At 59.0% G+C, this 26,544-nt stretch carries 16 protein-coding genes; 13 read left to right on the top strand and 3 right to left on the bottom strand.

What is annotated here, in order from left to right:
- Nucleotides 1–115 precede the first annotated feature (115 nt).
- Together L8F97_RS18980 and L8F97_RS18985 are read right to left on the bottom strand one after the other, a co-directional pair.
- Entirely contained in the window at nucleotides 116–1,258 is a 1,143-nt protein-coding gene (locus tag L8F97_RS18980; RefSeq protein ID WP_242153814.1) for a lipopolysaccharide biosynthesis protein, read from the bottom strand.
- Between the two features lie 11 nt (nucleotides 1,259–1,269).
- Nucleotides 1,270–2,088, bottom strand: a complete 819-nt coding sequence (locus L8F97_RS18985; RefSeq protein WP_277925084.1) for an ABC transporter permease — start codon at nucleotides 2,086–2,088, stop codon at nucleotides 1,270–1,272.
- A 583-nt stretch (nucleotides 2,089–2,671) separates the two neighbouring features.
- Between L8F97_RS18985 and L8F97_RS18990 the strand changes: the two genes are divergently transcribed.
- From L8F97_RS18990 to L8F97_RS19025, 8 genes are all read left to right on the top strand, one after another.
- A complete protein-coding gene (locus L8F97_RS18990; RefSeq protein ID WP_242153816.1) occupies nucleotides 2,672–3,553 on the top strand; it encodes an FkbM family methyltransferase in 882 nt (293 codons plus the stop codon).
- A gap of 342 nt (nucleotides 3,554–3,895) precedes the next feature.
- Nucleotides 3,896–4,375, top strand: coding sequence for a hypothetical protein (locus L8F97_RS18995; RefSeq protein WP_242153818.1), 480 nt, complete (start codon nucleotides 3,896–3,898; stop codon nucleotides 4,373–4,375).
- An 86-nt stretch (nucleotides 4,376–4,461) separates the two neighbouring features.
- Nucleotides 4,462–5,388: a GDP-L-fucose synthase family protein gene (locus tag L8F97_RS19000; protein ID WP_242153820.1), complete on the top strand. Its 927-nt coding sequence runs from the start codon at nucleotides 4,462–4,464 to the stop codon at nucleotides 5,386–5,388.
- 64 nt (nucleotides 5,389–5,452) lie between these two features.
- Nucleotides 5,453–7,234, top strand: a complete 1,782-nt coding sequence (locus L8F97_RS19005) for a glycosyltransferase (protein WP_242153822.1) — start codon at nucleotides 5,453–5,455, stop codon at nucleotides 7,232–7,234.
- A complete protein-coding gene (locus L8F97_RS19010; protein WP_242153823.1) occupies nucleotides 7,231–8,397 on the top strand; it encodes a glycosyltransferase family 4 protein in 1,167 nt (388 codons plus the stop codon). Before L8F97_RS19005 ends, L8F97_RS19010 begins: the two co-directional genes overlap by 4 nt.
- On the top strand, nucleotides 8,379–8,975 hold the full coding sequence (locus L8F97_RS19015; RefSeq protein ID WP_242153825.1) for an NUDIX hydrolase: 597 nt from the start codon (nucleotides 8,379–8,381) through the stop codon (nucleotides 8,973–8,975). Before L8F97_RS19010 ends, L8F97_RS19015 begins: the two co-directional genes overlap by 19 nt.
- Nucleotides 8,976–9,112: 137 nt before the next feature.
- Nucleotides 9,113–12,607 carry a glycosyltransferase gene (locus tag L8F97_RS19020; protein ID WP_242153827.1) on the top strand — a complete coding sequence of 1,165 codons (3,495 nt, stop codon included), beginning with the start codon at nucleotides 9,113–9,115 and terminating at the stop codon, nucleotides 12,605–12,607.
- A gap of 147 nt (nucleotides 12,608–12,754) precedes the next feature.
- The gene (locus L8F97_RS19025) at nucleotides 12,755–13,540 is read left to right on the top strand and encodes a sulfotransferase domain-containing protein (RefSeq protein WP_242153829.1); all 786 of its coding nucleotides are present in this window, start codon (nucleotides 12,755–12,757) and stop codon (nucleotides 13,538–13,540) included.
- Between the two features lie 68 nt (nucleotides 13,541–13,608).
- Here the strand turns inward: L8F97_RS19025 and L8F97_RS22885 are convergent, their stop codons facing one another.
- On the bottom strand, nucleotides 13,609–15,717 hold the full coding sequence (locus tag L8F97_RS22885; protein ID WP_242153831.1) for a glycosyltransferase family 4 protein: 2,109 nt from the start codon (nucleotides 15,715–15,717) through the stop codon (nucleotides 13,609–13,611).
- A gap of 468 nt (nucleotides 15,718–16,185) precedes the next feature.
- Between L8F97_RS22885 and L8F97_RS19035 the strand changes: the two genes are divergently transcribed.
- The 5 genes from L8F97_RS19035 (at nucleotide 16,186) to L8F97_RS19050 (ending at nucleotide 26,523) form a co-directional block, all read left to right on the top strand.
- The gene (locus L8F97_RS19035) at nucleotides 16,186–16,809 is read left to right on the top strand and encodes an AAA family ATPase (protein ID WP_242153833.1); all 624 of its coding nucleotides are present in this window, start codon (nucleotides 16,186–16,188) and stop codon (nucleotides 16,807–16,809) included.
- Between the two features lie 105 nt (nucleotides 16,810–16,914).
- Nucleotides 16,915–17,145 carry a ribbon-helix-helix domain-containing protein gene (locus L8F97_RS22995; protein ID WP_409929063.1) on the top strand — a complete coding sequence of 77 codons (231 nt, stop codon included), beginning with the start codon at nucleotides 16,915–16,917 and terminating at the stop codon, nucleotides 17,143–17,145.
- A 469-nt stretch (nucleotides 17,146–17,614) separates the two neighbouring features.
- Entirely contained in the window at nucleotides 17,615–18,487 is an 873-nt protein-coding gene (locus L8F97_RS19040; RefSeq protein ID WP_313932060.1) for a replication initiator protein A, read from the top strand.
- Between the two features lie 1,616 nt (nucleotides 18,488–20,103).
- Complete coding sequence (locus L8F97_RS19045; protein WP_242153837.1) at nucleotides 20,104–21,549, top strand: class I SAM-dependent methyltransferase; 1,446 nt, start codon at nucleotides 20,104–20,106, stop codon at nucleotides 21,547–21,549.
- Between the two features lie 69 nt (nucleotides 21,550–21,618).
- Entirely contained in the window at nucleotides 21,619–26,523 is a 4,905-nt protein-coding gene (locus L8F97_RS19050) for a glycosyltransferase (protein WP_242153839.1), read from the top strand.
- The last annotated feature ends 21 nt before the right edge of the window (nucleotides 26,524–26,544 follow it).

Genomic DNA, 26,544 nt, shown 5'->3' on the forward strand with positions numbered 1-26,544 from the left:
CTGCTGGGTCCCGCTGCCCGCAAGCTCGCCACCAATCTTCCGCCGTGTGGCCGCACTGTGTCGACTGTGAGTGGCTGGTCGGTGCAAAGCATCGCGCCGATCAGCCCCATTCGGGTTACGCGGCGTGTTCGCGGACACCTGCGGTGATCAACCAGCCGATACCGTAGATCAGCAGGAGCGAGAGAAACGCGGTCAGGACGATCTTGGTGCGCTGCGGGTACAGCGCGCGGACCGGCAGATTGGCATCGACCACCGGTACGACATACAGCTGCTGGCGTTGAGCGTCGTCCCGTGCGCGCTGCAGTGCCGCGGACGCGAGTTCGAACTGCTTGCCCGCCAACTCCTGGCGGATCTTTATGTTCTCATACGCGCCCATGCCGGCAGCGACATTGCCGGGTCCTTGCGACAATTTGGCGGTTTCTGCGCCGACCTGACGAGAAAGCGCCGCTACCCGCTGGCGGGCCGCGATTAACTGCGGGCTGTTGGGCGACAGGACCGCTGCCATCGACGATTCCTGCGCACGGGCAATGGCAAGCTGGCCCTGCATTTCGGATACCATGCTAGTCCGCGAGGTCCCCGTCACCTGCGGATTGAAATCGCGTTCGTCACGGCGAAACCGGGTGATCTGCCCCTGGACTTGGGCAAGATTGGTCTCGGCTTCGGTGACCTGGCGCTTCGATGCGGCAACAGCATTGGCGTAATTGCGACGATTGAGCGTGTTCACACGCGCCTCACCCAGCTGGATCATCTCGCGGACAATTTGATAGGAATCTTCCGGTCGAAAGCTGCGCACCTTCAGCGTGGTGATCCCCGTCTCAGAACTAACCTCGACCTCGGCCTTGCCTTCAAAATATTTTTGCAGCTGTTCGGGAGTGGGATTAGCATACCACAGGCGAGAGACGATATCGGCCTCGGGCCGCTGGAAACGCTGTGCCAGCCCGATCCGCGACTGCAAGGCATCCACCGCATCGTGCGACTTCAGATAATCGGCAACCAGCAAGGCATCCCGCTCGGATGAAGCCCCGCCCACCAAACTTAGTGCCTGGCCAAGCCCGCTGGGCGCAGCGGGTTGCATATCCGATGTGCGCACGACGAAATGTGCCTCGGATACGTACTGATCGGCCGCAATCAGATAATAATAGACAGCGATCAGCAGCGTTGGCGCGAGAACGATCAGGCACCAGTTGCGATGCGCCCGCATCCACCCAAGTAGCGCACCGCCGCGTCCTGGCCGGTCCAATGAAGAAACGTTATCCAAGTATAGTTACCTTAGTGAAGATGAATGCGACGCCGCGTCACCCGGATCGACACCAACCCGGCATATGTCAGCACGAGGCAGAAGCCGATGATATAGGGGATATCGACGTACGTGTCCTTCGCGGCACTGAATTGGCCGTAGCGAAGCAACTCGAAGACCGTGGTCAGCGGAAACCACGTAAGCCACGTTCGATACGGCTCGGGGATCCAGGCCAACTGGTAGAAGGCCCCCGATAACGGCATCAATATGTAAGTAATGGGGTGTACAAATCGTGCCACCAGCCGGTTGTCGTGCGTCCAGGCGCAGATCAGCAGGGAGACTGCAAACGAGAACCAGAATATCAGCATGATCCCGATCAGGAGCTCCAACGGGCGTGCCGGCAGGGATGCGAGATTTATGATCATGACGAAGCCGATCAGTACGGCATACGTGACGATCGTACCCGCGCCTTCCAGCAACGCACGCGCGAACATCATATCGAAGATCGTGACGCGACGATGGTACAGCAACGGCATGTTCGCCTCCAGCGCACCGTCGGCGCGTGTGACCATGCCGCGGAACATGATGAAAAGCGTGTACCCGAGAATAGCGAAGGGGATCGGGTTGATGCCCGTCCCGTGGGACGATCCGCCACCGATATGCAGCAAGGCGACCGCGCCTGCCAGGGTCATCGGCTCCAGGAAAATCCATAGATACCCGATATTCTCTCGGCCGTAACGGGTATGGAGTTCGCGCATCAGCAGCGCCCCGATCACGTCGCCCTGCACCTTCAGACCGCGCCAGAAGCCACGGTCTCCGGTCGACCCCGAGGTATCCGAAATCATCGTCATGCCCAAGCATCCATTGGGCAGAAGGAAAGCATGCGCGACGCATGTGATGCCGCAACGCGGCGATGGCTTGCGCAAGACGACTTGGCGTGGCGATGCGAGACGCACCGCGAACCACGTGAGGAAAGCGCGTCAGCCACTTTAGCCTGCCCGACAGAGTTGTGTGTTTGGGATACTGTCCATGGCCGCGCAATATCAGCAAATTGCGGTAGGGAAAGGGCACTTCCATCGATATCGCTTCGGTCACAGGCGTTCCACGCCCCGCAACCAAGCGTTGCAGCGACGGAGCGTGGCAGACTTGGGAAGAACGCGACGTGATCGCCTGCCCGGCATCGTGGATATCACCGAGATCAAAATGCGGTCCAAATGTGCGTTGTCATGCACTGATTAGAGCTATGCTGGTAAAAAAGGAGCGGCGAGTAGCCGTGCGGCAACCGGCGGAACCAGTTTTCTCCGTCTCAAAAACTGCACGGTTCTCTCGTGCTGCGTCCTGTGTAACGATATCATCCGCCGGGTAATGGTCGCCTTATGGTCCGACCTGTCATATGGCGACCGCATGAATCAGCCTTCTGTTTTGTCGAGTATCGTGTCTCGTCTACATCGTCGATCGACCGCCGAGGCGGGCATCCGCCTGTTCCATCTCGATCATCTGCATACCCAGTCACGTCAGCGTAACGAGGCGGTGATCCGGCAGCTCTGTGCCAACGCCTATCTCGGCGACAACCGCTCGCTGTGCCGGGTGCTGGGCCGATACAAGATGATCGTCGACACGACCGACGTCGGCCTGTCGAGCCATCTGCTGCTCGACGGCTATTGGGAAATGTGGCTCACCGAACTGCTGGCGACGCTGATCAAGCCAGGTATGAAAGTCGTCGATGTCGGGGCGAACCTCGGCTATTTCACCTTGCTGATGGCGGATTTGGTGGGGCCGACCGGGCATGTCCATGCGTTCGAACCGAACACTGATCTGGCGCGGCGTATGACGCAGAGCATCGCCATCAACGGCTTCCACGATGTCGCCACGGTGTATGAGCAGGCGCTGGCCGATGACGAGGTCGACGTTGTGCTGGTCGTGCCGACCGACGAACCCAAAAACGGCCATCTGCTGCCCGCCGATCATCCGGTTTCGGACGACCAGGCGACAGAGACCCGCCTGATGCGGACGTGCCGGCTGGACAGCTTTGCCACGTTGCTGGATGCCGACCTCATCAAGATCGATGCCGATACGTCCGAACTGGCGATCTGGCGCGGGATGGCGGGTATCCTGCAGGCGGCGCGGCCGCTGACGATCGTCCTAGAATTCGCACGGATGCGGTACGACGATCCGGGTGCGTTCATCGACCGGATCGTCGCGGATGGTTTCACGCTCGCGGAAATCACACTGGAGGCAGGCATCCAGCCGACGACCCGCGCGGCGATCCTTGCGGCACCACCAACCGAAGACGTCATGCTGTTGCTGGTCCGCTAGACCGGACGGATACGAAGCTATGTCGGCAAGGGCGTGGCAGCAAGCGGCAAGATGTGGAAGTACAGATTAGCGAGCCGTAAGGCTGTCCATCGAAACCATCTGGGGGATAAGTCTTGCGAACAGCTGGGCGGGGATTGCCGTAAAGACCCAACCGGTATCTACCGCTACCAATGGCGTTTTTTGCTCTTGGGAGCTTGCGGCGGCGATTCCTCGACAGCAACCCCCTTCCTTTGCCAACTCCGACGCCTTTATATCGGCCCGTATACAATTTCTCGCGTGATCGCAGTTTTGCAGGGCTAGTCACGGCAAGTACGACGCAGGCCATTACTGCGAGGATCGGCTATGGGTTTCGATACCGCCACGATCGCGTACACCGCCGCAACGCGAGCAATCGTGGCGTTCGGCACGACCATCGTACCGGGCATGATGGGCGCAACGCTCGCGCAGACCGGCGACAGCTTGGTCTACACCTATTTGATGGGCACGTCCCCCGCGATACTCACTGTTTATAGCGGATCCACGGACACGACCTATGTCGGCTATGTGCACGACGATGAACAGGTAAAGCCGGTGGGCCTCGTCAACTTTGCGCTGATCGGCGCCCCGACGTCCGTCGGCGAACTGCCTACGACCGGGACGAGCACCTATCGATTGACCGTGGCACGGATCGGCACGTCGGCTGCTGGACGGAAGCCCGTCGTCGATGCGGCAGCTCGGCGTGTCGGCGGTACCGTTGCGATCACGTTGACCGGAGAGGCTTCGACACTCAACGTTGTATTTCACGGGCAGCGATCGGAGCCCGATACGCATCTGTTGTGTTGAACAAGAAAGCAGGAGTCCTATGGGGTGTCCTGCTTGGACGGCGCAAACGGCTATGGTAGCACCGCCGCTTTCCGATGGAGTATTGAATGCACGAGCTTGTCTGGGTCGCTGGCCATAACGGCATGGTAGGCAGTGCCGTTACGCGGGCGCTCAGGGCGCAGGGGCGGCGTGTGCTCACCGTCGACCGTGCCGAGCTCGATCTTACCAATCAGCGCGACGTGCGCGACTGGGTTCAGCAGAACCAGCCCTCCTCTATCATCTTCTGTGCGGCCAAGGTCGGCGGGATCATGGCCAACGACACGCTGCCCGCAGACTTCCTGTATGACAATCTGTGCATCCAGGTGAACACAATCAACGCCGCGCATCTTGCGGCCGTCAACAATCTGGTGTTCCTAGGCTCGTCGTGCATCTATCCGAAATTTGCCGAGCAGCCAATCAAGGAGGATAGCCTCCTGACCGGCAGCTTGGAGCCGACGAACGAATGGTACGCGATCGCCAAGATCGCCGGTTTGAAGATGTGCCAAGCCTATATGCGGCAATATGGCCGGAACTATATCTCGGTCATGCCGTGCAATCTGTACGGCCCGGGTGACAATTTCGATCTCCGCAGCAGCCATGTCATGCCTGCGCTGATCCGCAAGATCGTCAACGCCAAGCGGCAAGGAATCTCGACCGTTCAGGTCTGGGGTTCGGGCAAGCCCATGCGCGAATTTTTGCATGTCGACGATCTGGCAGCCGGCGTGGTCTTCTGTCACGACAACTACACCGATTATGAGCACATCAATTGCGGCAGCGGGTCGGAAGTCACGATCCGCCAACTGGCGGAGACCATCGCGTCGGTGGTCAGCTATGAGGGTGACCTTGTGTTCGACACGAGCAAGCCGGACGGTACCCCGCGCAAGGTGATGGACTCGAGCCGCCTGCGGGCACTCGGCTGGGCGCCCAAGATCGAGCTTGTCGATGGTATTCGCTCGACCGTCGACGCGTTCTTGGAATCTTCCACGGCCGAGTAAGGCACGGCGCCGTCGTCGTGTGACAGCCCTTTTCGCTTACGAGCCCCTTTTCGAGAACGTGTTGATGACAATCGAGCATGCCGTACCTGCAGACCAGGCGGCCGATCTGGTACGGCAATTATATCGGGCGTTTCTTGCTCGGGACCCGGGTGACGGCGAGGTAGCCGTGCATATCGCAAATATGCAGCATGATGGCGCGATGGCGGCCGTATCGGACATTATATATAGCCAGGAGGCGTTGTCCGTTCGGGCCCACGCCGAGCCGGCTAGACCCAGCCTTCCCGAAGGGATGCTGGCGATTAGTCGAGCTGACATTGCCGAGGTGGTGGCGTACGCGCTTGAAGCGGCCAGACACGATGCCCCGTCGGCCTATGAAGTGGAGTTGCGTGTCGATGATGTCGGACGCGGAACCCCGCTCGCCGTGGTGCTTCGGGATGCCTTGCAGCCACCCCAGCTACCGCAGGAGTCGGTAGAGGACGACGCCTCGATCAATCGGACGATCGAGATTATGTACCGGATGGCACTAGGGCGCATGCCTGGCCCGGCGGATTTGGAAAATTGGCGTGGCGCAGCCGGCAACGGAGGTCGTCTGTCGAACGTGGTTTTCGGCATTGGCGAGAGTGCAGAGGCCAAGTTGATCCGCGGGGCGTTCGACGTGGTTCCGGGAATCAAGGTCCAGCTTGCGTTCGAAATCGTGCTGGGTCGCGGTGCCGCGGCTGCGGAAGTGGACCATTTCCGACGCATGGTCGACAAGCAGGGATCGGATATCTCCCCGCTTGTCTGGCAACTCTTCGCCGACGAAGCGCGCAGGCGCCTGCTACCGCCACAGCACGCCAACGATCCCCATCTGGCGTATATATTCGGTTCGCGCGGCGCCGTGACCCTCGCGGATTGGCGGACCGGTAAAAAGGCTGTCGCCAAGACTGCGATCAAGCACGATGTCCTCGGTTTTGAAAGCGTCGTCCGTCTGCGGCCTGCCGAGGACTGCGTCGTCAGTATCCTCACGAGCCTCTATCGCGGTGGGGCGTTCATCCGTTCCTTCCTCGAGAATATGACGTCCCAGACGATCTTCAGGACGCATTGCGAACTGATCATCATCGATGCCAACTCGCCCGAAAACGAGCGCGCGGTGATTGAAGAATTCTGTCGGGACTTTCCCAACATCGTCTACAAGCGGATGGACGCGCGCGTCGGCATCTACGAGGCCTGGAATATCGCGGCGGAGATGGCCAAGGGGCGCTATCTCACCAATGCTAATGTCGACGATATCCGTCGCAACGACTCGTTCGAAATACAGGCGGCTCTGCTCGACACGCTCGATTTCGTCGACGTTGCCTACCAGGACGTCCTTTACTGCTTCGAACCCCGATTGCCGTTTGAAGAGATTGCGAAACGTGACTTTCGCAGCGACCTGCCGGTCGTCAGTCGGTACAATCTGATGGAGTTCAACAGTCCGCATAATGCGCCGATGTGGCGCGCGGCGCTGCACCGCGATGTGGGGCCGTTCAATCAGTCGCTGCAGTCTGCTGCGGACTTTGAGTTCTGGTTGCGCTGCCGGGCTGCCGGGAAGATTTTCTACAAGGTGAACGAGGCTCATGCCGCCTATTTCGTCAATCCCGACGGCATGTCCACGCGTCCGGACACACGCGGTGCGGTCGAAGCGTATGCGGTTTCCCGCGAGCTCTATCGCAAGATCGTATCGCCCATGCTCGTAATCTCCGACGAAGAGTTTCTCGCCAGGGTCGACGAGATCGACGCGGCGCCGCTGCGTGAGGGACGTCGATACGACATCGTCCAGTCTGCGCTGCTCGCGCTGGGTACGCGGCGCGAAGGAGTGGTGGCGTGAAGCTTCTTGTCGACGGCGTGTTCTTCCAGCTTGCCGGTTCGGGCATTGCCCGCGTGTGGCAATCGGTCCTGCCTGCGCTGGCCGCAATCGAGGGTCTCGACGTGCTGGTGCTGGACCGCGGCGGGATGCCCGTGCTTGAGGGCGTGACGCGGATCCCGTTCCCGACCTACAAGGATCTCTACACTGCGGACGACAGCGAACTGATCCAGCGGATCTGCGATTTCTACACGGTCGACGTCTTCACATCGACTTATTACACAACACCGCTGTCCACCCCAATGTTCCTCGTCGTCTATGACATGATCCCTGAACTGTTCGAGTTCGATCTGGCGCACCGCCATTGGCAGGAAAAGGCCGTCGCGATCGCCTATGCCAGGCGGCACATTGCAATTTCGCAGAGCACGCGCAAGGATCTGCTGGCCTGCTATCCGACGCTCGATCACGTCAGCGTCGCGCATCCGGGCTTCGACCGCGCGGTGTTCCATCCGGTCGGCGAGGAGCGGGTTGCGGCGTTCCGGCAACGGATCGGTTTCGACCAGCGCCCCTATCTCGTCACGGTCGGTTCGCGCGAGCAGCATCTCAACTACAAGAACGGCGCCTTGCTGTTTGATACGGTCGCCACGTTCGGTATCGATGCCTTCGATATCCTGTGCATTGGAGGTGAGCCGACGATCGCCCCCCAAAAACTGGCGGCACTGCCTCCAGCCGTAAAGGCCACGCAGATTTCGCTGACCGATGATGATCTGGCAGCCGCGCTGTCCGGTGCGACAGGCTTGATCTACCCGTCGCTGTATGAGGGATTCGGCCTGCCGGTCCTCGAGGCGATGGCCTGCGGGTGCCCGGTCGTGACAACCGCGCGCGGATCATTGCCCGAGGTAACGGGGGATGCCTGCGTGATCATCGACGGCGTGTCCCGGCCGGAGATGGCGGCCGCGCTCGCAAAACTGACGTCGGCTGCGGTTCGTGATGGTCTGCGCCGTGCCGGGCTGGAGCAAGCGGCATTGTTCGACTGGTCCGCTCTGGTCTCGGCAGTCGCGGATGCGGCGCGCGAAACGGCCAAGCTCGGCCAAGAGGCTGACTACCAAGCCTTTGCCGAGACATGGCAATCGCTTCGTCGCCTTCAGGCGGCGGTAGACGTCAATACATGGGTGCCAACGACGTGACGGTGATAGAAGACCCAGTCGCTCGTATTGCCGCGGTCGACATAGTTCTGCAGGGGTGGATCAACGTCAGTCGGGTCAGCATGAAAATGCCCGATGGTGCCTTGGTCGAGCGGCATGTTGAGGATCATGGGCCGGGCGTCGCCGTGCTACCCTATGACGGCAAGCGCCGGACCGCCCTGCTCATTTCCCAGCCGCGTGCAGCCGTTATGCTTGGTGGAGATACCTCCATCCTTGAGGTGATTGCAGGGCGGCTCGACGCTGCCGATCCCGCTACGCGCATTTGTGCGGAAGCGATGGAGGAGGCAGGCGTCAAACTCAGCTCACTGGAGCATGTCGTCTGTCTGTGGACAATGCCGTCCATCTCGACGGAACGTCTGGATTTATTTCTCGCCCCCTACACTATCGCTGATCAAATCGGACAAGGTGGCGGGTGCGACGACGAGCACGAGAATATCATGGTGCACGAACTGCCGCTGGCACGTCTGGCGCAGGATGCCGACAATGGGCGACTGCTCGACGCCAAAACCCTGATTCTTGTTCAGGCACTTCGCCTTCGCAAACCGGATTTGTTCGCTTGAAGCAGACCTCTGCCGCGTTAGCCCGTTGGTTCCGACCGCTCCTGCAAGGGTGGACTGGGTTATCCCAGGTATGTCCCGACGAGCTTGTGAAAACGACTAAGGACGAAACCACAGCGCACCCTGTGCCTGCGGGGGCTGTGAATCGACGTTTCGTGATCGTCACACCGGTCTTCAATGCGGAAACCTTTATCGACGAGGCGATCGCGTCCGTTCTGCGACAGGGGGTTCCTGGGTATTCGCTTCATTACCATGTGCAAGACGGTGGCTCCACCGATGGCACGATCGACAAGCTCCGCGCATGGGAGCGCCGATTGCGCGAGGGTTTTTATCTTCCTCATGCGGGCAACGTCGTCTTCAGCTTCGTGTCCGAGCAGGATGCCGGCATGTACGACGCCTTGCAGCGCGGCTTTGCGAAACTTGCACCGCAAGACACCGATATCCTCACCTGGATCAACAGTGACGACGGGTTGGCGCAGGGGGCATTGGTTACCGTCGGCGGTGTTTTTAAGGACATAGCAGGTTGCGAGTTTCTCAGCGGCCGGACTGCACTGCTCAACGAAGCGGGAGCAGTAATCGTGCTGGCACCTGCTTTGCCCTATGCACGAAGTGCGCTCGCCAACGGCCTTCACGATGGCCGTGCCTTATCCTTCCTGATGCAGGAGGGAACTTTTTTCTCCGGGCGGGTCTGGAACGCGGTTGCGGGTGTCGATCCCGCCTTTCGTCTTGCCGGCGACTGGGATCTCTGGCGGCGTATGGCACGCGTGACCGGGCATTGCGTGGTGGATTCGGTAACAGCCTATCACCGCCGCCGCGTCGGGCAACTTTCGGGCGATATGGAAGCTTATTACCGGGAGATCGACGCCGCCCCGCCTCTGCCGGACGCAACCGAACTGGGCGCGCTCGGCACGGTTGCCACCTTTGATCAGGCAAGCGCGCATTGGATCGAGGCCGCCTACGATCCCGTGACGCTGACGGCGCCGGCGCTCCTGCGCGACGGCCGGCCGGAACTCAGTGGGGTCTGCCGACCCGTGTCGGGTTTCGCCGCGCCGGAAGGCCCTTATCCCCAATATCAGCTTCCTGGCGGCATTCGCTGGATCAACGGCAATCGAGCCGAAATCTCGATCCTTGTGCAGGCGACCGGCCGCTATCGGCTTCGGTTGACACTTCGCGTAAGCCATGACGGCGTTGTCGTTGGTCTTGGGATTGGTACGCGCGCGCCGCAGCCGATCACGCTTGAGGCACCGGTGCCTTTGGTGGATCAAGTCATCGAAACCGTTCGCTGGCTCGATATGGGCGAGAACCGCCTGCTGATCGACTGCAACGGTCCGTCCGAAGAACGATCGGTACTGCTGATCCGGTGCGAGGTGACGAGCACCGACGAGGCCTTCCTGCGCAGACCGGTTCTTCCCCCTCCCCAGCCGACGCGGTCCGATCGTCGGGCGCTGGCGATCGCCATTCTGTGCAAGGACGAAGAGCCCGATCTGCTCGATCTGAGCCTGGCCGGCTGCGCTGCGGTTGCGCCGGCTGGCACGACGATCTTCGTCGTCCGCGATCCGCAAAGCGCGGCACTGGACCGGGTGGTCCGTGCCCGAGACGCTGACATAGCCGGCTGCATCGATATCGTAGGTCCGCATATTGACATCGAACTGCTGCGCCACATGCTTCATGACGCAGGTCATGACGAGGTGTTGATCCTGCAGCGCGGGTCGGTGATGACGCCTCGCGGCATCGACGCGGCATCGGCTCTGCTCGACGCGACCGGCGCGGGCGCTGCGGCAGGGTTCGTCGACGAGCGCGATTCGATGGGGTGCTCGCTGCAATTGTCGAGCATGCGGGAGGCTGCACCGATGCTGTACCGCGCCACGACCGAGACCACTGCGGTGGTCCGGGTCGGATGCGCGCTTGCCCAGGCTGTCGCGCGAGCGAGCGCGGTGTGCGATCCACCGATAATATGGGTACTCGACGGCGATCGACCGATGCTCGGGCGGACGCCGGCCGCGCTGCTGGCGGCGGGGCTTGTGCTGCTGGGATATGACGTTCGGCACATCGTCGTCGCGGCCGATACCTTGCCTACTCTCCCCCCCGGTAGCCTGGTCGTCGCATCGAGCACTATCGCCGATCGATCCGACGCTACGATGACGGTTGCCTTAAATGGTGGAACGTTGCGTCTTGTCGGTCAGGCAGGAAGGGCTGTCGACCTGCCGCTGGCGGTGGATACCGATCTGCTTCTCCCACGCGATCGGCGCGAGGTGCGCCAGCGCCTAGGCTTTGGCGCGGACGAGCGGATCGTCTGCATCGCCGAGGCCACTGTAGAGGATACGGCGACTGCGATCGCGCGGGTGGTCGCGATGGCGGAGGGCCCGTCGCGGATACTGAATTTCGGCCATAATTCATCGCCTGCGACGCCGGACTGTTCGGTGCTTGCGCTGGACGGGATCGCGGATCCGCTGCTGCTGTCCTATCTGCTCAGTGCGGCGGACGTCGCTGTCGTATCCGGGCCTGGGGGCACGATGCTTGCTGGCGCGGCATGGGCGTGCGGGCTCATGGTCCTCGACCAGAGCGGAAGGGTTCTGCGCCCCGAAGATGATTTGCTCGAGTTGGGGATAGCGAAGCGCCTTTCGCAAGATACGACGCAGGACGCGTGCCGGTTCCGCGACCTGATCGTGGCAACGCGATCGCTCGTCGCGCTCGCCAACGCAATAGACGAGCGTTGCCCGGATCTGCGCGGTGTCGGCGGATCATCGCCGCTCCATCTGCGCGGCGGAACCGTGCGGGTGCGGTCCTACCGCGACCCCGATCGCCCCGGATGGTTCGATCCGGTCGCCAGCTCCGCGACGATGGCGGTGCTGGGCGACGCGATGCCCTACGTTGCTGCGGACGGAGAGCGCGGTCTGTCGATCGGCGGGCGCGATGCGGAGATTATTGTCTGTCTCGATCATATAGGCATGTCGGGGCTGCGGGTGCATGTCCGGGGCACACCGGGTGACACATGGACGGTCCATGTCAACGAAGGCATAATGGCGTTTTGCGTCGGCGCGGACGGTGCCGAGACGGTATCGGTGGCCGGCGCATACGACGCCGGCCCTACCCGAGTTCGGTTCGAACGGCTTGGCGATGCCGATGACGGTGCCCCACTCCTCCACGTGATCGGGCTGAGCGCGACCGGCAAATCGGTATCGCCGGCGCCAGGCTGGGAAGAGACGAAGTTCGCGCTCGTACCCGCTGCGGCCTGGTCGACGCCGATGCTGGCGGTAGACGGCGACTGGGAGCGCGTGGCGCGCTTCCTCCCAGAAGAACCGGCGGTCCCGCAGGAGGGACTGCACGCTCCCTTCCGTTGGAGTCTGGGCGATAATTGCCAGATTCGCGTGCGGACTACGGACCGCGGACCGCGGACATTGCGGCTAGTTTTAGCCGCGGGCGTGCGTGATCAGCGCGTCCGCCCGGTAATTGCAGGACGGGCCTACGACTGGTGCGTGCCTCTGGCCGGCCCGATCGGTCACGTCGAACGCCGTGCATGGCTCGTGGACTGGCCGGTCGGGGATATCGATATCACGTTGGAAGTCAGCGACGTATTGCGCGCCCCCGGGCAGGAACTCGGCATCATTTTGTTTGAAGTTATGGTAGAGTATTAAGAGATTTCTCAGGCTTTATCTCTGATGATCGGAACTTAAGCCTATCTTTTATTTAATGATAAGTGCTAGTATTGTATCACTATAGGCGAAAGCTCGGCAATGGTAATATATGGACCGCACGTAGAGTCGTATAGATTGTAGATCTATATGGACTATAGTTCTATCATTAAAATGCCGATACCCGGAGCCGGCACCGAGTCATTTGTTTTTTCGGTCCATAAGGCAGGAAGTTCTTTGCTTTTTGGGATGTTGGAACACATCTTTGAAAGATGCGAGATTCCGGCGATATCGATACCGGATATCTTGTTTCTCGAGGGTGTCCTCGATGATATCTGGCAGGCTGACGACGATATCCAACCAATGTTCATGCCGGGCTGCGTGTATTTCGGGTTTCGGTCTTTTCCTGCAGTGTTGAAAAATTACGCACGGCTTGGTGGCGTGCCTAAAGTTTTTCTCATACGGGATCCAAGAGACATGCTGACCTCGCAGTATTTCGCCTTTGGCGGAAAACATTTTTCGCACAAGCTTCCAAACAAGAATGCGGACTCGCTTGTGGATTATCATATGCGCGATAAGCATATGGAGATCGACGAGTATGTCATCAAGCATGCGGAATTTTTGCATGCTAAGCTCTACGATTACAGAGAGCATGTCTTTGACGAAAACCTGCTCATGCTTCGCTACGAGGATATTTTCTTCGACAAGGCTCACTTTCTTGAGTCCGTGTTGACACATATCGGCGTAATAATAGACAACGATATCATAAAACAGATTGCCGCAGCGCACGACATTCGCCCGGTGTCCGAAGATCCGACACGGCATATCCGGCGCGGAACACCGGGGGATCACGCAAAGAAACTGCAGCCTGCCACCATTGAAAAGCTGACGACGATGTTTCGCGACTTAATGGGCGATTTCGGGTATCGACTTTAAGGTGTGCAGACCGTGTCCGGTGCTTGGATCTGGCGTTGGTCGCGTCAGAAGTAACACAAGGGCATCTTCTAGGCGCCCGTTACCGGCAAGGTCGTGACTTCTATCTTCTCGATGATGACGTCGCCGATGATCGGTACAATCGTGATCCACAGGGGCTTGGCGACATTCGGCAGCGGGCACGCCATGATTTCCGGCATGCCGGGTCGAATACGACACGTCTGGTCTAGGCCGTCCATCGCGATTTTGGCTGCGGCTTCGGCGCGGCTAGGCGTGAAATGGATGTGCAGCATGGCGCCTTGCAGGCCTGCCCAGTGGAACCGCAGCGCAGCATCATCCCCATCGATCCTGCATCCGGACAGACCGGGTGACTGCCACGCCCGACCATGCCGGAGTGCTTCACCTTGCCACGTCTCCGCCGACGGTGGATCCAGCACGTCTGTCTGGTGCGGCAGCGCCAAAGTCCATTGCCCTGCACCGGCGAGGCACGGCAATGTATTCTGCACGCGCGACGGGATGTTTCTGGACTTGGCAACGACATCCTGCGCGATCCCGCGCCATGTGCGCGGCACATAGTCGCTGCGGATCACCGCCTCGGCACTGTGTCGCGTCGGCGCGTGCAGGAGCGCCCGAACGGTCGCCGCGATATCGGCAGGATCGCCCGGATCGAAATACTGTGCGAAGCGTCCGCCGGCTTCGGGAAGCGACGACACGCGCGAGATCGCCGGAACTTTACCGTACGACAGCGCTTCGGACACCGGCAGTCCCCATCCTTCGTAGAAGCTGGGGTACAGCGCGAACAGGCAGTGCTCGTAGAGGGTGGCCAGCGTATCGTCAGGAATCCCGTGCAGGATGATGACCATGCGGCGCAGCGCTGGCCGATCGCGCAGCATCCGGTGCAAGTCCTCGTTGAGCCAACCGCGACCACCGACGCAGACCAGCCGGGGAACGTGCGCTTCGCCCAGCGTATCGGCAAGCGCCAGCCACGCTTCGAATGCATTCTGATGATTCTTCCGGGGCTCGAGCGTCGACACAAGGAGCACGTACCTACCGGGTTCGAGCCCATAATTTTGCAGCGAATTGCCATCGGGAGATGCTTGGCGGAAGTCGCCGTCGAGACGGACGACCGGCACCGATTCCTGGGGAACAGGTGCGCTCCAGTCGACGGAAACACGCACTAGATCGTCGCGCGTAGCTTGCGAAATCGCTAGGAACCCGTCGGCGGAATGGAGCAACGATCCGAACCAGGTCCGATAGTCGCGGACCAACGACTGCATGAACCACTGGGGCCCTATCACGGGAATCAGATCGAACACCAAAGGCACATACACAACGCCATCGCGCGCGCGGCTAATGCGTATATCGAGTAAGTAGTTTCGATCCGACCATGACGTCCCCAAATTGACAAGCACAGTCTTGGGGGAAAACCGGATGGTGCGCGCTACCGCGATCTCGCGATACACATGATCCAATTGGCTTTTCCATGCCGGATCCTCGATATCGTCGCTTTGCTTGGCCAGTCGGCATAACACCTCGAAGCTTTCGTGGGGCAGCCTGATCCAGCCACGGCGCGCGCTCGCGTAAACGCAGAATACCGGTTGCGGATCGAACGTTCGATCAAGACAAGCCAGCGATATCTCGATCTGTACCCGCTGGATTCCGGTAGGAAGCCGGCGCTGTCCAAAGAACGCGATCAGATCAGTGACGTCGAACACCATCGCTTCCGGGGGAAGAGGCCCGCAGTCCTCAAGCATATGGTCCGACGGGTCTATCTTCAGCACCGCTAAAACGGCAGACCACAAGTCTGGATCAACCTCATCCCGATCGGGCATCAGGCGCACGAGCTCGGAGACCGCCTGCAGGTTCTCGCTGTCGCGCTGCAATGCATTTACGAAATAGCTTGCGGCCACGGCCGGCTGATACCAGGATTTTGCCATGTGGCCCAGACGGATCAACGGTTCAGCATCCTCTGGCCGCAGGCGGGCCGCTTCCTGATAGGCGCTGGTAGCCAGATTGATCTCGCCCGCTTCCTTTTCCATGTGGCCAAGTTGCACCCAAAGATGCTGCAAGTGCGGTTCACTCGCCAAGGCCTGTCGGAAAGCGTTCGCGGCGGCCGGCCAATCCTGTTCCCTGCGCGCGATATTGCCGGCCTTGATGTGGCGAGCGGTGCCGCGACGCACACGCACGCCGTTTGACCGAGGCTTAAACAACAGTTGCGCGGATACTCCGGCCCACCACCTTCGGATTGATCGCATTTAGCGGCCCTTAGCGGACTAGTGCGGAAGCCAACAGTAATTTTGCACCAAGACGTCGGTGCCGGGGGTACGCAGTGGGTGTGGCGCCCAACCGAAAGATTTCGGTCGAATGCTCTCGACAATGAGCTGTAGGCGAATTGGGGAAGATCCTCATGCTTCAGTAACCGTATCTATTTCCGTCTATGACCAGCGCATGCAGGTACAGGGTAACTAAAAACACGAGCCCCTTCCCGGCCCCCCTCCCGTTATGAAGTCAGAGATGGATCGACACACAGCTGAGCGTCAGCCAATCCTCGTGCTTTCAGTTTCCCTATGTCTCTCTGACAGATAGTAGATTGTGCAATCCTGCCGCACTGCATAATATCAATTAAACTTTTTTGAGGGTGTGCACACGTGCAGATTATCACCGTTGCAGCTCAGAAGGGCGGCGTTGGCAAGACGACGCTAGCTGTCAATCTCGCGGTCGCTGCTCAGGCGGCTGGGATTAAAGCGGCACTGTTCGATCTTGATCCGCAGGAAAGCGCGACGGCGTGGAGTGAGAGACGCGGAGCAGATCTCCCACATGTCGAACCAATCAGCGCACGTAGGCTCGATCAGGCGATCAATGCGGCGGAGGCCAACGGGTTTGGACTTACTATTATCGACACGCCACCGGCGGCTGGTGCAGAAGCCGCAGCCGCGGCTCAGCGCGCGAACATTGTGGTCATTCCATGCCGGCCTTCGTTGATCGACCTCGACGCGATCAAGCGTACCGCGCAGCTTATCACCAGTACCGGACGAACGGGCGTGGTCGTCCTGAATGCAGCTCCCCCGACCGCCACGACGCTGCTGGATGATGCCAGGAAACTTGCCGAGGCCACGGGCTTGCGAGTGGCGCGCGCGGTGTTGCGCGAGCGTAGCGCATATCGGGCGGCCTGGCCTTACGGCTTGGGTGTCATCGAACATGAACCAGAGGGTAAGGCGGCCATCGAAGTTGCAGCCTTGCATAAACATCTATTTGATGATTTGATGATTTGATGGATTGCACATTTGCAAATGTGAAGGTTTGATATGGCAAAGCGGGTCTCCTTGCTAACTCCGGCCGTAGCACCTCAAGTGCGTCGCGAAAGTGAGCCGAACGCTATGCCTTTACCAGCCATTCCTACACCGGCAGCCAGTGCGGCGCGATCGAGCGGCAAGCGGCCAGGCAAGTATCACCTCGGCGCCTATTTTGATCCGACCGACCCTGTAGCCGAGGCGTTCCGTGTGTTGGCGGCCCGTACTAGGCGTAGCCATCAAGACCTGCTTGCGGAGGCGATCAGTGAGCTAGTGGCAAAGTACGACGCCGATAAGCAATTCGGTCGCATGCGTTAATGTGCACATTTGCACGCGTGCACACCGGCAGAATTGACGTTGTGCACGCAGGTATTCCCGCCCAGATTTGACGTGTTCATCCCGTCTCCCGCTCAGGATCAGCGGGAAGTCGTAGAACGGCCATTCATCTCGCTTCAAAAGCGCAAGCGGTGAAGCCTGTAGTATAAAGCCCGGGTGGCGAAACGTCGGTAAATCGGTGAAGCTACCCGCCGTACTCGATCCGCACTTTTGGCAACAGGGATCACAGTGTAACGGTTGTTCCCAAGGAAATGATAGCTGGAACGCTGCGGGCAGCGCCGCCCCATTCGCGCAGGAGAATGGCAGGAATGAAAGGCCGAGTTCAAGAACATCCGCTGACCGGCTTCTTCACGTCGACGGCGATCATTGACTATGCACCAAAAGACGATCCCGAGATGATGCAGCGGCCGTTCTTCTCGCTGTCGAAGCGGAAGCGCAACAAGGCGATCGAATTACGTCGCCGGACGGCACGGTCTGGGTCCGCGTCGAGGCCAACCCATTGCACGGGATGGCGACGATCTGGGATGCAGATATCCTCATCTGGTGTCTGTCGCGGCTTATGGCGCGCCACCAGGCAGGCGATAACGACGTCAATGGCCTAATCCACACCACGCCCTACGAACTGCTAAGAGGGATCGCGCGCGACGTCGGCGGCGAGGATTACAAGCGTCTCATGGCCGCGCTCACCCGTCTGCAGACGACGCGGGTCGAGACGAACATTCGCAAGGGTCGGCGCCAGTTCGCGTCGTTCCACTATATCGAGAGCGTAGAGGGAGCGAGCGACGATCCCAAAGGGGAAGACCTGAAATCAATATCAATCCGCGTACCGGATTGGCTGCTGCACGGCGTCCGGAGCGGTGCGGTGCTGACCCTCGACCGCGAATACTTCCTGCTCAAGGGCGGCATCGAGCGTGCGATCTATCGCGCCGCGCGCAAGCACGCCGGGTCGCAGTCGCAGGGCTGGACATGCCGCATGTCCAGCCTGCACGAGAAGACAGGCAGTGAGGCGGCGCTGAAGATGTTCGCATTCAAGGTGCGCGAGTTGTGTCAGCGCGACGAGCTGCCCCGCTACGCGATGACGGACACCAAGACGGAAAGCGGCGAAGCGGCGGTGCACTTCATCGATCGCACCTTCATCGCTGCGGCAGAGGTGAAGGAACGGCGCACGACTGCGATTCGCGCCGGCCGTGACCGCGCGCGCATGGCGTGGATCGATGGCGGGCATAATCCGCGGCAGTTCGACGCGGCCTATACGGACTGGTGTGAGCTCAATCATCCAGCCGACTTCGTGCCAAACCTGTCAGCAATTCCACGCTTGTTCTGATTATCAGGCGATCGGAAACCCAATGTCCTGTTCTATCGGGCTATCGCAAACTCTGAGCAGTTTGCATTAGGCGCCAGCTTCTGCAGCAACCCACATTGTTACACAAATTAAGCCAATACGGCACATCGACCACGTCAATCTACCCGATTAGTCCCGATTCCGATTAAATTGAACGCATCGGGCGATTGGAAACCGGTTGGTAGCCATATCGGTCTTTCGTAAACCCAACGCATCGGGCGAACGGAAACCAGCCGTTCGGGCGAACGGAAACCATTTCTCGGGCTATCAAAAACCGAACACACAAAATTATTGCGCTTTGTCATCGGGTTAAGCGCAAATCCGGCAAGCTTAACTTTCTAACACCTATAATTTAACAGCAATTTCCTAACGCCGTTTGAGGCGCTGCCCTGTGGACAACACGCCTCAGGAATTATGCAAGGCTCCCGACTTGGCCCATGACAACGTGGTCATTCGCGGGATGAAAGCGGGCGCTCGGGGGCCACGCGAACGTGATCAAGACTCTAATCGACACGTCGCCTCGCTTTTTAAGCCTAACCGTCTTAGGTCAGTGGCAAGCGTCGGTGGGTATTAGACGCGGTCACCAAGGTCATACCCGAACTGACAAAGACCTTGAAACGGGGCCGCAGGAGATCAAGGTGCTGTGGGGAAAAAAAGTACCGATGCCGACGATCGGCTCGACGTACTCGCTACGCCGGTCGAAACCTATACAAAGCCTCGCTAGCCTATCAAGCTTCTTGATGCGATGCGCGGAATCGAGACGACAGTGGAGATGAACAGCGTACAACGACCAACTATCGTCTAACATGCTAAACGAAGTTCACCTGATCCAGTGAACTAGCCCCCGTTTCGCCCGGGCAGATTTGAGCCTAATACGAAGGCTTAGGGATGGCCCCCGAGCATAGGCTTATGTCCTTGTCTAAGATCATCACTGATGGCGGCCGGCGCCGTCGATGGAGCGCTGCTGAGAAGCTGAAGATCGCGAGGAGAACAATCGATGGCGGCGGTAGCCGCAGGTTGGCAGGCCGGCAACCAGCTCGGCGTCTAGCAACGCGGCCGCCCTCGTGATCTTGGCGGTGACCTGTTGCGTATTGCGGAAAGATGCGGGCGAGCAACGTCGAGCGCCGCTGCAACCACGCTCATAGGCCATCCCCCTGGCAACGAGGTCGAGCGCAACCGCAGTTTTTTTGGGCCCACGGCCCGGGAGACCGCCTCACGGAACAGCTCGTTCTCCATGTCCTTCTTGCCGAGCAGCCGATGCAACTCGCGGACCTGTGCCTCGAGCGCACGATACTCGGATGCCGGCACCACTTCTTTGCCAGCGGCTGCGGCCGTCAACACGCACTAAATTATCAGCCTGCGCCAGGTAAAAACCTGACTGCCGCTGATGCCGTGTTGGCGGGCGACAAGCGACACACGATACGACATCACTTGACCCGACGATGGCTAAAGCTAATCGTTAGGCTGAGAACTCGTTGATCAGCCCCAGAAGCGGACGGTGGCGTCGAGAGCGGGGGCAAAAAACGTTTGTGCTCGCCAAAGTGAATGTAGTGCTGGATGCTGAATAAGCCCTTCATTATTTTTAATATGATCGCGAGATGCAGCACAGTATTGGGAGAAACTGCTTGCCTTACAGAATAGATATTCCCGGACAAGTTTCCGAAGCGCAGCTTCAGGCCATCGAAGTGGTTGCGACACTAGTTCCCGCCGGTGGTTGCGTGGTTGAGGTCGGGTCATTGTTCGGCAGATCAAGCTGGGCTTGGGCCCGCAGTGTCCCGGAAACAGCGACGGTTGTATGCGTTGATCCTTGGGAGGGCAATGAAGGGGCTCATGAAATCGGCGGACGGACAGGATATGGATACGGGTACGACAGTTTTTCAAGATATACTAAAGAATGTACCAACATAATCCCAATAAGAGCTTACAGTCCTGACGGTGTATGTTGGTCAAGGCCCATTGATTGTTATTATGAAGATGCAGTTCACATTGAACCAATTCTTTCTAGGAACATTGATTTTTGGACATCCTTCCTTCGACCTACTGGCATTATTTGCGGTGATGATTACCGGCCACGGTTCCCAGATGTCCGCCAAGCAGCCGAGAAGATTGCGAAAAAATTAAACCGGCGATTGTTCTTGGTGGACTTTTTCTGGTGCGTACTCCCCGATCCAGCCGATGTGCCGGGTGTAAAGGAAGTGGCGGAAAAGCTTCGTGCTATCGCGGCTGAAACGGTCGAAGCCAACAGCCGCCTGCCGGCCGCAATCCACATCAGCCCGCTCGTGCCGCCTGCGCGCAAGGTCCCAGCGGGACAGAATCACGTCCTAAAGATGCGCGTAACCAACGATGGCATGCAGGACTGGCCGGAGAAACCGGAGCAGCCGCTCACAGTCCGCGTCAAGCAGACAGGATCGGCAGACGGGCGCGTGCATGTCATGGACATTCCCCTCGGATGCAACGAATTGTCGTGGGACCAAGCCATACTCTTTGACATTCCCCTGTCCGGAAGCAGACTAGATGCAGCGGTCATCGAAGTCGAATGCCATATTGCCGGCCATGACGAAGACAGCCGTGCGACCCCTTTCAGTCACAGGCTGGCCGTCACGGACGCCGGCGAGCATTTCATCCCTCCGGCAGAACTAACGATAGCAAAGCTCCGGTTCGATACAGGCTGGTCCGATCCAGAGGCAGATTTCCGTTGGTCTGTGGGTTTTCGCTCACGGCTTGTGCTCGATGCCGTGCCCGCTGCTGACGACGAGCCACTCTTCCTGAATTTGGCACTGCATCCCTTTGTCACGGCCTCGATCCGACGTCAGAGACTCATGCTTCTAATTAACGGCAGCCCCGTGATTGCAGGCACTTTTAATGCTGACACATTATTGTCTGTGCCTATTCCCAAAAATATTGGCAATAGTTTCATTCTTGATTTTATACATCCGGAAGCGCATCAGCCCGCCGCATCAAGTATATCCAGCACGGACCGACGTTCACTTGGATTTGCTCTCAAATCAGTAACGTTTTCTATTGGAAAACCTAATGTATTATGATTATTTCTACTAAAATATACATAATACCCTTACATTTCTATTTAAGATCTTTGAAGGTCGATTATTAATATGGCAAATGTACATATCGTTTTAAGTGACCAAAACTGGATTATCGAAGAACTTGCCAAGCATCTTGTTCATGCACTTCCCTATGTAAGTGCGGACATTAAATCGAATGCTAGCGCCGAAATTCAGTATTACATGACTTACAGCGCCAGAACGGAACGTGTCTCCCCGGTTGAAATTGCACTTTTTACGCATCGCGAGGATGAGGCCAATGCCGCGCGCCGCTTCAATGATGCGGCCAAAGCTGTCGATCATGCCGTATCCATGTCACAGGCCACTGACCGGCTGGTGGCAGCGCTGGGTGTGGAGGCGCGCAGCTGCATCTCGCCGGGCGTGGATCTTGAACGATTCAGGCCGCAGCTCAAGATAGCCGTAGTGGGGCGGACCTATCATACCGGCCGCAAGGGAGAAGCCCTAGTCCGCGCCGTGATGGACATCCCCGACATCGAGTGGCATTTCACAGGCAGCGGCTGGCCGGGACCAGCTTTGCATCTCGCAGAGAACGAGCTTCCCACTTTTTATAGGTCGATGGATTACATCCTAGTACCCGCCACGAATGAGGGCGGTCCGATGAGCGTTCTGGAAGCCTTGGCCAGCGGCGTGCCGGTTATCGCGTCGGATGTCGGCTGGGCTGCTGAATACCCACATATTGCCTTCGAGCGTGGCGATGCCGCGTCGCTGCGCGCCGTGCTGGAGCAATTGCGGGCCGAACGGTTTGCCTTGCGCGAAAATGTGGCTGGAATGACTTGGTCCCGCTGGGTGGGGGAACATGACCGGCTGTTTGCGGATCTGATTTCCCGTCACGAGCCGGTTCTCGCTGCGGCACCGCCTGCAGCCGCGTCGCGTCACCGGGTACGTTCGGTAGCACTCCTGACTCATGGCGCTGAGGATTATACGCTGGGGGGCCCGAGCGTGCGCGTGCCGCGGACGCAAGAAGAATTAACGCGCTTGGGCTTGCGTGTAACGGCTGGCAAACATTTGGATACGGCTGTCGCATCAGCAGATGTTGCGCATGGTTTCAACATATGGACGCCGACGGACGCCTATCGGATGGCTTGCCAAGCCAAGCGGCTGAGCACGCCGCTTGTATTTTCACCGATCCTGCTTGATCTCAGCGAGGCGCCATTCTGGCAGGTGGATCTGTTGCGCGCTTTCCGTGCCGCGAGTGATGCGCAAAATGCCGAGGCGCGGATTGACGATGCTTTCGCCGGCTATGTGAAGCAAACGAAGCCGCCGATCGATTTTGAGCCCGGTTATACGGCCGCCCTAAGAGCGATCAACGAGATGGCCGCTGCCACAGTGTTCCTCAGTGACAAGGAACGCAAATTATACGAGCGCCTCGTGGGGGCGCCGCCAACCAATCCTTTCCTTGTACGCAATCCTGTGGACGCATCCCGCTTCGAGGATGCAGATCCGGACCTGTTCCGCGCGACATATGGGCTGGGCGATTATGTGCTGTGCGTCGGCCGTCTGGAGCATCGCAAGAACCAGTTAATGCTCGCTGCCGCGCTGGCATCCAGCGGCTTGCCCCTCGTCCTCATCGGCCACGAGGCCGATGAGGAATACGGCCAACTGATCCGACGTTTCGGCGGCTCTAACTTGCATGTCATCGGGCGCATCGATCCCAATTCGCCCCTGCTGGCCTCGGCCCTCGCGGGTGCGCGGGTATTCGCTCTGCCGAGCTGGGCCGAGGGCGCCCCGCTGGCCGCGCTGGAGGCTGGCGCCGCGGGCGTACGCATGGTGCTGTCCGACCGGTCCGGCGAACACGAATATTTTGGTGATCACGCTGATTATTGCGATCCGGGAAGCATGGCCTCAATCCGTGGCAAAATCGTTGCGGCCTGGGAAAAACCGCGGGACGAGGCTGCCAAGGAAGCACTGCAGCGCCTGATCCGCGAGCAGTATGATTGGTCCAAGCACGCCGAGACCACCCGCGCGGTCTATGAAGCGGTGGCGAGCCGACAGATCATTGCCGCCGCACCGACAACTCCCAGTCCGGCACTTCCTTCGCCGCGCGGTATCATTTTCGATATTACCACTTGGGCAAACAACCCTGATACGCTTTCGGGCATTGTTCGCGTGGAATGCGCGATTGCGCAATCTCTGCTCAAGCATGACGATCAGTCTGTGCGCTTCATTTTATATCTCGATTTTGCGCGATTTGTGGAAGTTCCACGAGTGGTTGTTGAACAGGTTTCCATCGGTAGCTTCGTCAAGGTAATGCGCAATTTTGGCGAGCTGCCATCGATCGGCTTCGATATGCGGGATTTCTCCGATCTCATCACGGTCGGCAGCAGTTGGATGCAGAGCACCACCTATGCTGCGTCGATCGCGGGCTTCGCGCAGCAGAACGGCCTCCGCCTCAATGTTCTTATGCACGATCTGACGCCACATCTGTTCCCGCACTGGTACAATCCGGGTTATACAGCAATATGGGATAAGAATTGTCGCAAGATAGTATCGCAAGCTGATCGGATACTAGTATATTCAAACAGTACTGCACGTGATGTAGACCAATTTTGCCGATCGCAGGAAACACAGGCACCCGCGCTTGCCAAAATTCGCCTAGCCGACGAAATCGGTGATTTCGCCATCGGCGAGATCACTGCCGCCAGTCAGGCATTGCGCGACTGGTTCTCGCGCCGCCCCTTCGTTCTCGCGGTCGGGGCTATCCATGCTCGAAAGAATTACGGCCTGCTCTATGACGTCTGGACCATGCTGACCGAAAGCATGGGGGACGCGGCACCTTATCTCGTCATCGTCGGCGGAGTGGCATGGAATGGCCAAGAACTCGCCAGGGCCATTCGTGAAGACAGCAGGGTCAACAGCCATATCCGAATTCTTGAGAACGTCGACGATCAACTGCTCGCTTGGTTTTACGAGCACTGTCTGATGACGGCTTATCCCTCGCTCTACGAAGGCTGGGGCCTGCCTGTCGGCGAAAGCCTGTCGCGGGGCAAGATCTGCTTATCCTCGGCGATTTCCTCTATGCCGGAGATCTCGCCGGAAGCAACAGACCTGCTGCCGCCGATGGACCGCTTCGCTTGGCGCGCGCGGATCGAGCACTATACCCGCTCGGCGGCCTCTCGCGAGGCGCGCGAGGCCGAGATCCGCGAGCGCTTCGTCGTAACGAGTTGGGCGCAGACCACCGATGACATCATCCGCGCGCTACGCTCGCCCACCCGCCAACCAGTGCCGGACAAATACCTAGCTGGGGCGCTGGTCGCGATGGCCATGGACGGGGCTTCGCGCTATCTTAAGGAAGGCTGGTACGGCGTCGAATCCTGGGGCGTCTGGTCGGGAGACACCAGGGCTGTGCTCGCTTTCCAGCTCGCCGGCCAGCCGGCCGGCGATATGGTTTTTTCGATTCTGGCCCGTGTTCTAAAACGTGCTGCCGACCAATGCACCTACCGCGTGATCGTGAATGATGTGAACTGCGGCGTGATCGTTTTTGGCGCGGAAGCCAAACCAAGTCCGATCTTTCAATCGGTCGCCCGTATTCGCGTTCCGGCCAAGGCGCTGAACCGCGAAGATGGGTATGTCCGCATCGTCTTGGAAACGGACTTTCTGCTCCGGGTTCAAGATGTCGATTCTAATTCCCAGGATAGCCGCCGTCTTGGTCTTGGGTTAAGCGCCTTCATGCTCGAGGCCGAGGAAACTGCGGGTGACATGCCGCGCTTTCTCAGCACCCGCCCCGAGATCCGCACTATGCTCAAGGTTCCGGTGACGCAGGATCTGACACGCATGTTGTCGTGTCATGCCGGGCGAACGGCTATCTTGCCTAATCAGTGGACATCCTCGGTCGGTGATTATCTATGCGCGGGCAACAGTCAGGCCCACGGTGCCGTTTCGGCCGAGGGGATCTTGAGTTTGGCTATGGGGACAGCGCGGCTGCGTCTGGCCGAGGATGCGACTATCGATTTGGTTATTGCCATCGATGAATTCTCCAATGGAAAAACAGATATTGATCTCTTCGCCAATGGAGAGCCAATTTACTCCTGCGTCATCGAAGCTGGCGAAACACTTGTCCGGCTGAATTTGCCTCACGATACGCTTGGCGCATCAGATCCGTTGAACTTGGTGCTTGCTGTCCGTCACAAGGCCAGTTGGCAGGAATTTGCCATCAAGAAGCTGCGTATAAGGCAGGATCACAAGGCTCCGCCTTTAAATTTGTCGCATGGGGAGAGTGTGGTCATCTCCGAGTGGCTGCCAGAGATCGCTTACCAATCGGGCGGGGAAGTATCTGCTCGGCTGACTGTATCCGGGGTTAATACTGATAGCGTGCTGATCATCAGAGGGGGCGCGCGCCAACTGGCCGCCGCCGAGTTCGACGGGGTAGCTGTCTCCTTTGTCCTTGATGATACGGGGGAAGCACTAGTGATGCTCAACAATGGGTTGCGGGCATTAAGCCAGGGCATACTAGTATGGTCCTCCAAAATGGTTGGCACCGACGAGGGCCTGATCACCGTTCAGCAACTGGCGGCCCTTGATGCACCGCCCGTTGCCATGGCACCGCGATATATTCCTTCAGGCATGTGGAATGAGGTCGAGGAGGATGGCAGGCATTGGGGCTGCTGCGAAACCCTGTCTTTCTGGGTGAAGCCGGGCCGGGCCAGCGGCATGCTGGTCCTAGCAGAACATCTCCTTGGACATCGCGCGATGAACTCAATCTCAATCACGGTCGCCGGCGAGGCCGTAAAGGTCGAGATCGCCCCGTCCGAAGAAGTGGGTCAGTTCACCATCCGCATTCCTCTCCCGCAGAGTGACGACCCAGTGTGTCTGATCTCTCTATCTGGCCTGCTAGTTGTACGGCCTGTCGATCTTGGCATGAACCTGGATCAACGCGATCTGTCGCTGCGATTAATCGAGCTATCAGCGCTGGACGGCCAGACGGTCATGGCGTCATAACGTGACGTCGCAAGCGAGTAC

Origin of the sequence: Sphingomonas sp. BAUL-RG-20F-R05-02 (assembly GCF_022662305.1) — a bacterium.
Lineage (GTDB): Bacteria > Pseudomonadota > Alphaproteobacteria > Sphingomonadales > Sphingomonadaceae > Sphingomonas.

What these genes read in the sequence shown, in the direction of transcription:
- L8F97_RS18985 (WP_277925084.1), bottom strand. Translation starts at nt 2,088, where the DNA reads ATGACGATGATTTCGGATACCTCGGGGTCGACCGGAGACCGTGGCTTC.
- L8F97_RS18995 (WP_242153818.1), top strand. Translation starts at nt 3,896, where the DNA reads ATGGGTTTCGATACCGCCACGATCGCGTACACCGCCGCAACGCGAGCA.
- L8F97_RS19000 (WP_242153820.1), top strand. Translation starts at nt 4,462, where the DNA reads ATGCACGAGCTTGTCTGGGTCGCTGGCCATAACGGCATGGTAGGCAGT.
- L8F97_RS19005 (WP_242153822.1), top strand. Translation starts at nt 5,453, where the DNA reads ATGACAATCGAGCATGCCGTACCTGCAGACCAGGCGGCCGATCTGGTA.
- L8F97_RS19015 (WP_242153825.1), top strand. Translation starts at nt 8,379, where the DNA reads ATGGGTGCCAACGACGTGACGGTGATAGAAGACCCAGTCGCTCGTATT.
- L8F97_RS19025 (WP_242153829.1), top strand. Translation starts at nt 12,755, where the DNA reads ATGGACTATAGTTCTATCATTAAAATGCCGATACCCGGAGCCGGCACC.
- L8F97_RS22995 (WP_409929063.1), top strand. Translation starts at nt 16,915, where the DNA reads ATGCCTTTACCAGCCATTCCTACACCGGCAGCCAGTGCGGCGCGATCG.
- L8F97_RS19045 (WP_242153837.1), top strand. Translation starts at nt 20,104, where the DNA reads ATGCAGCACAGTATTGGGAGAAACTGCTTGCCTTACAGAATAGATATT.
- L8F97_RS19050 (WP_242153839.1), top strand. Translation starts at nt 21,619, where the DNA reads ATGGCAAATGTACATATCGTTTTAAGTGACCAAAACTGGATTATCGAA.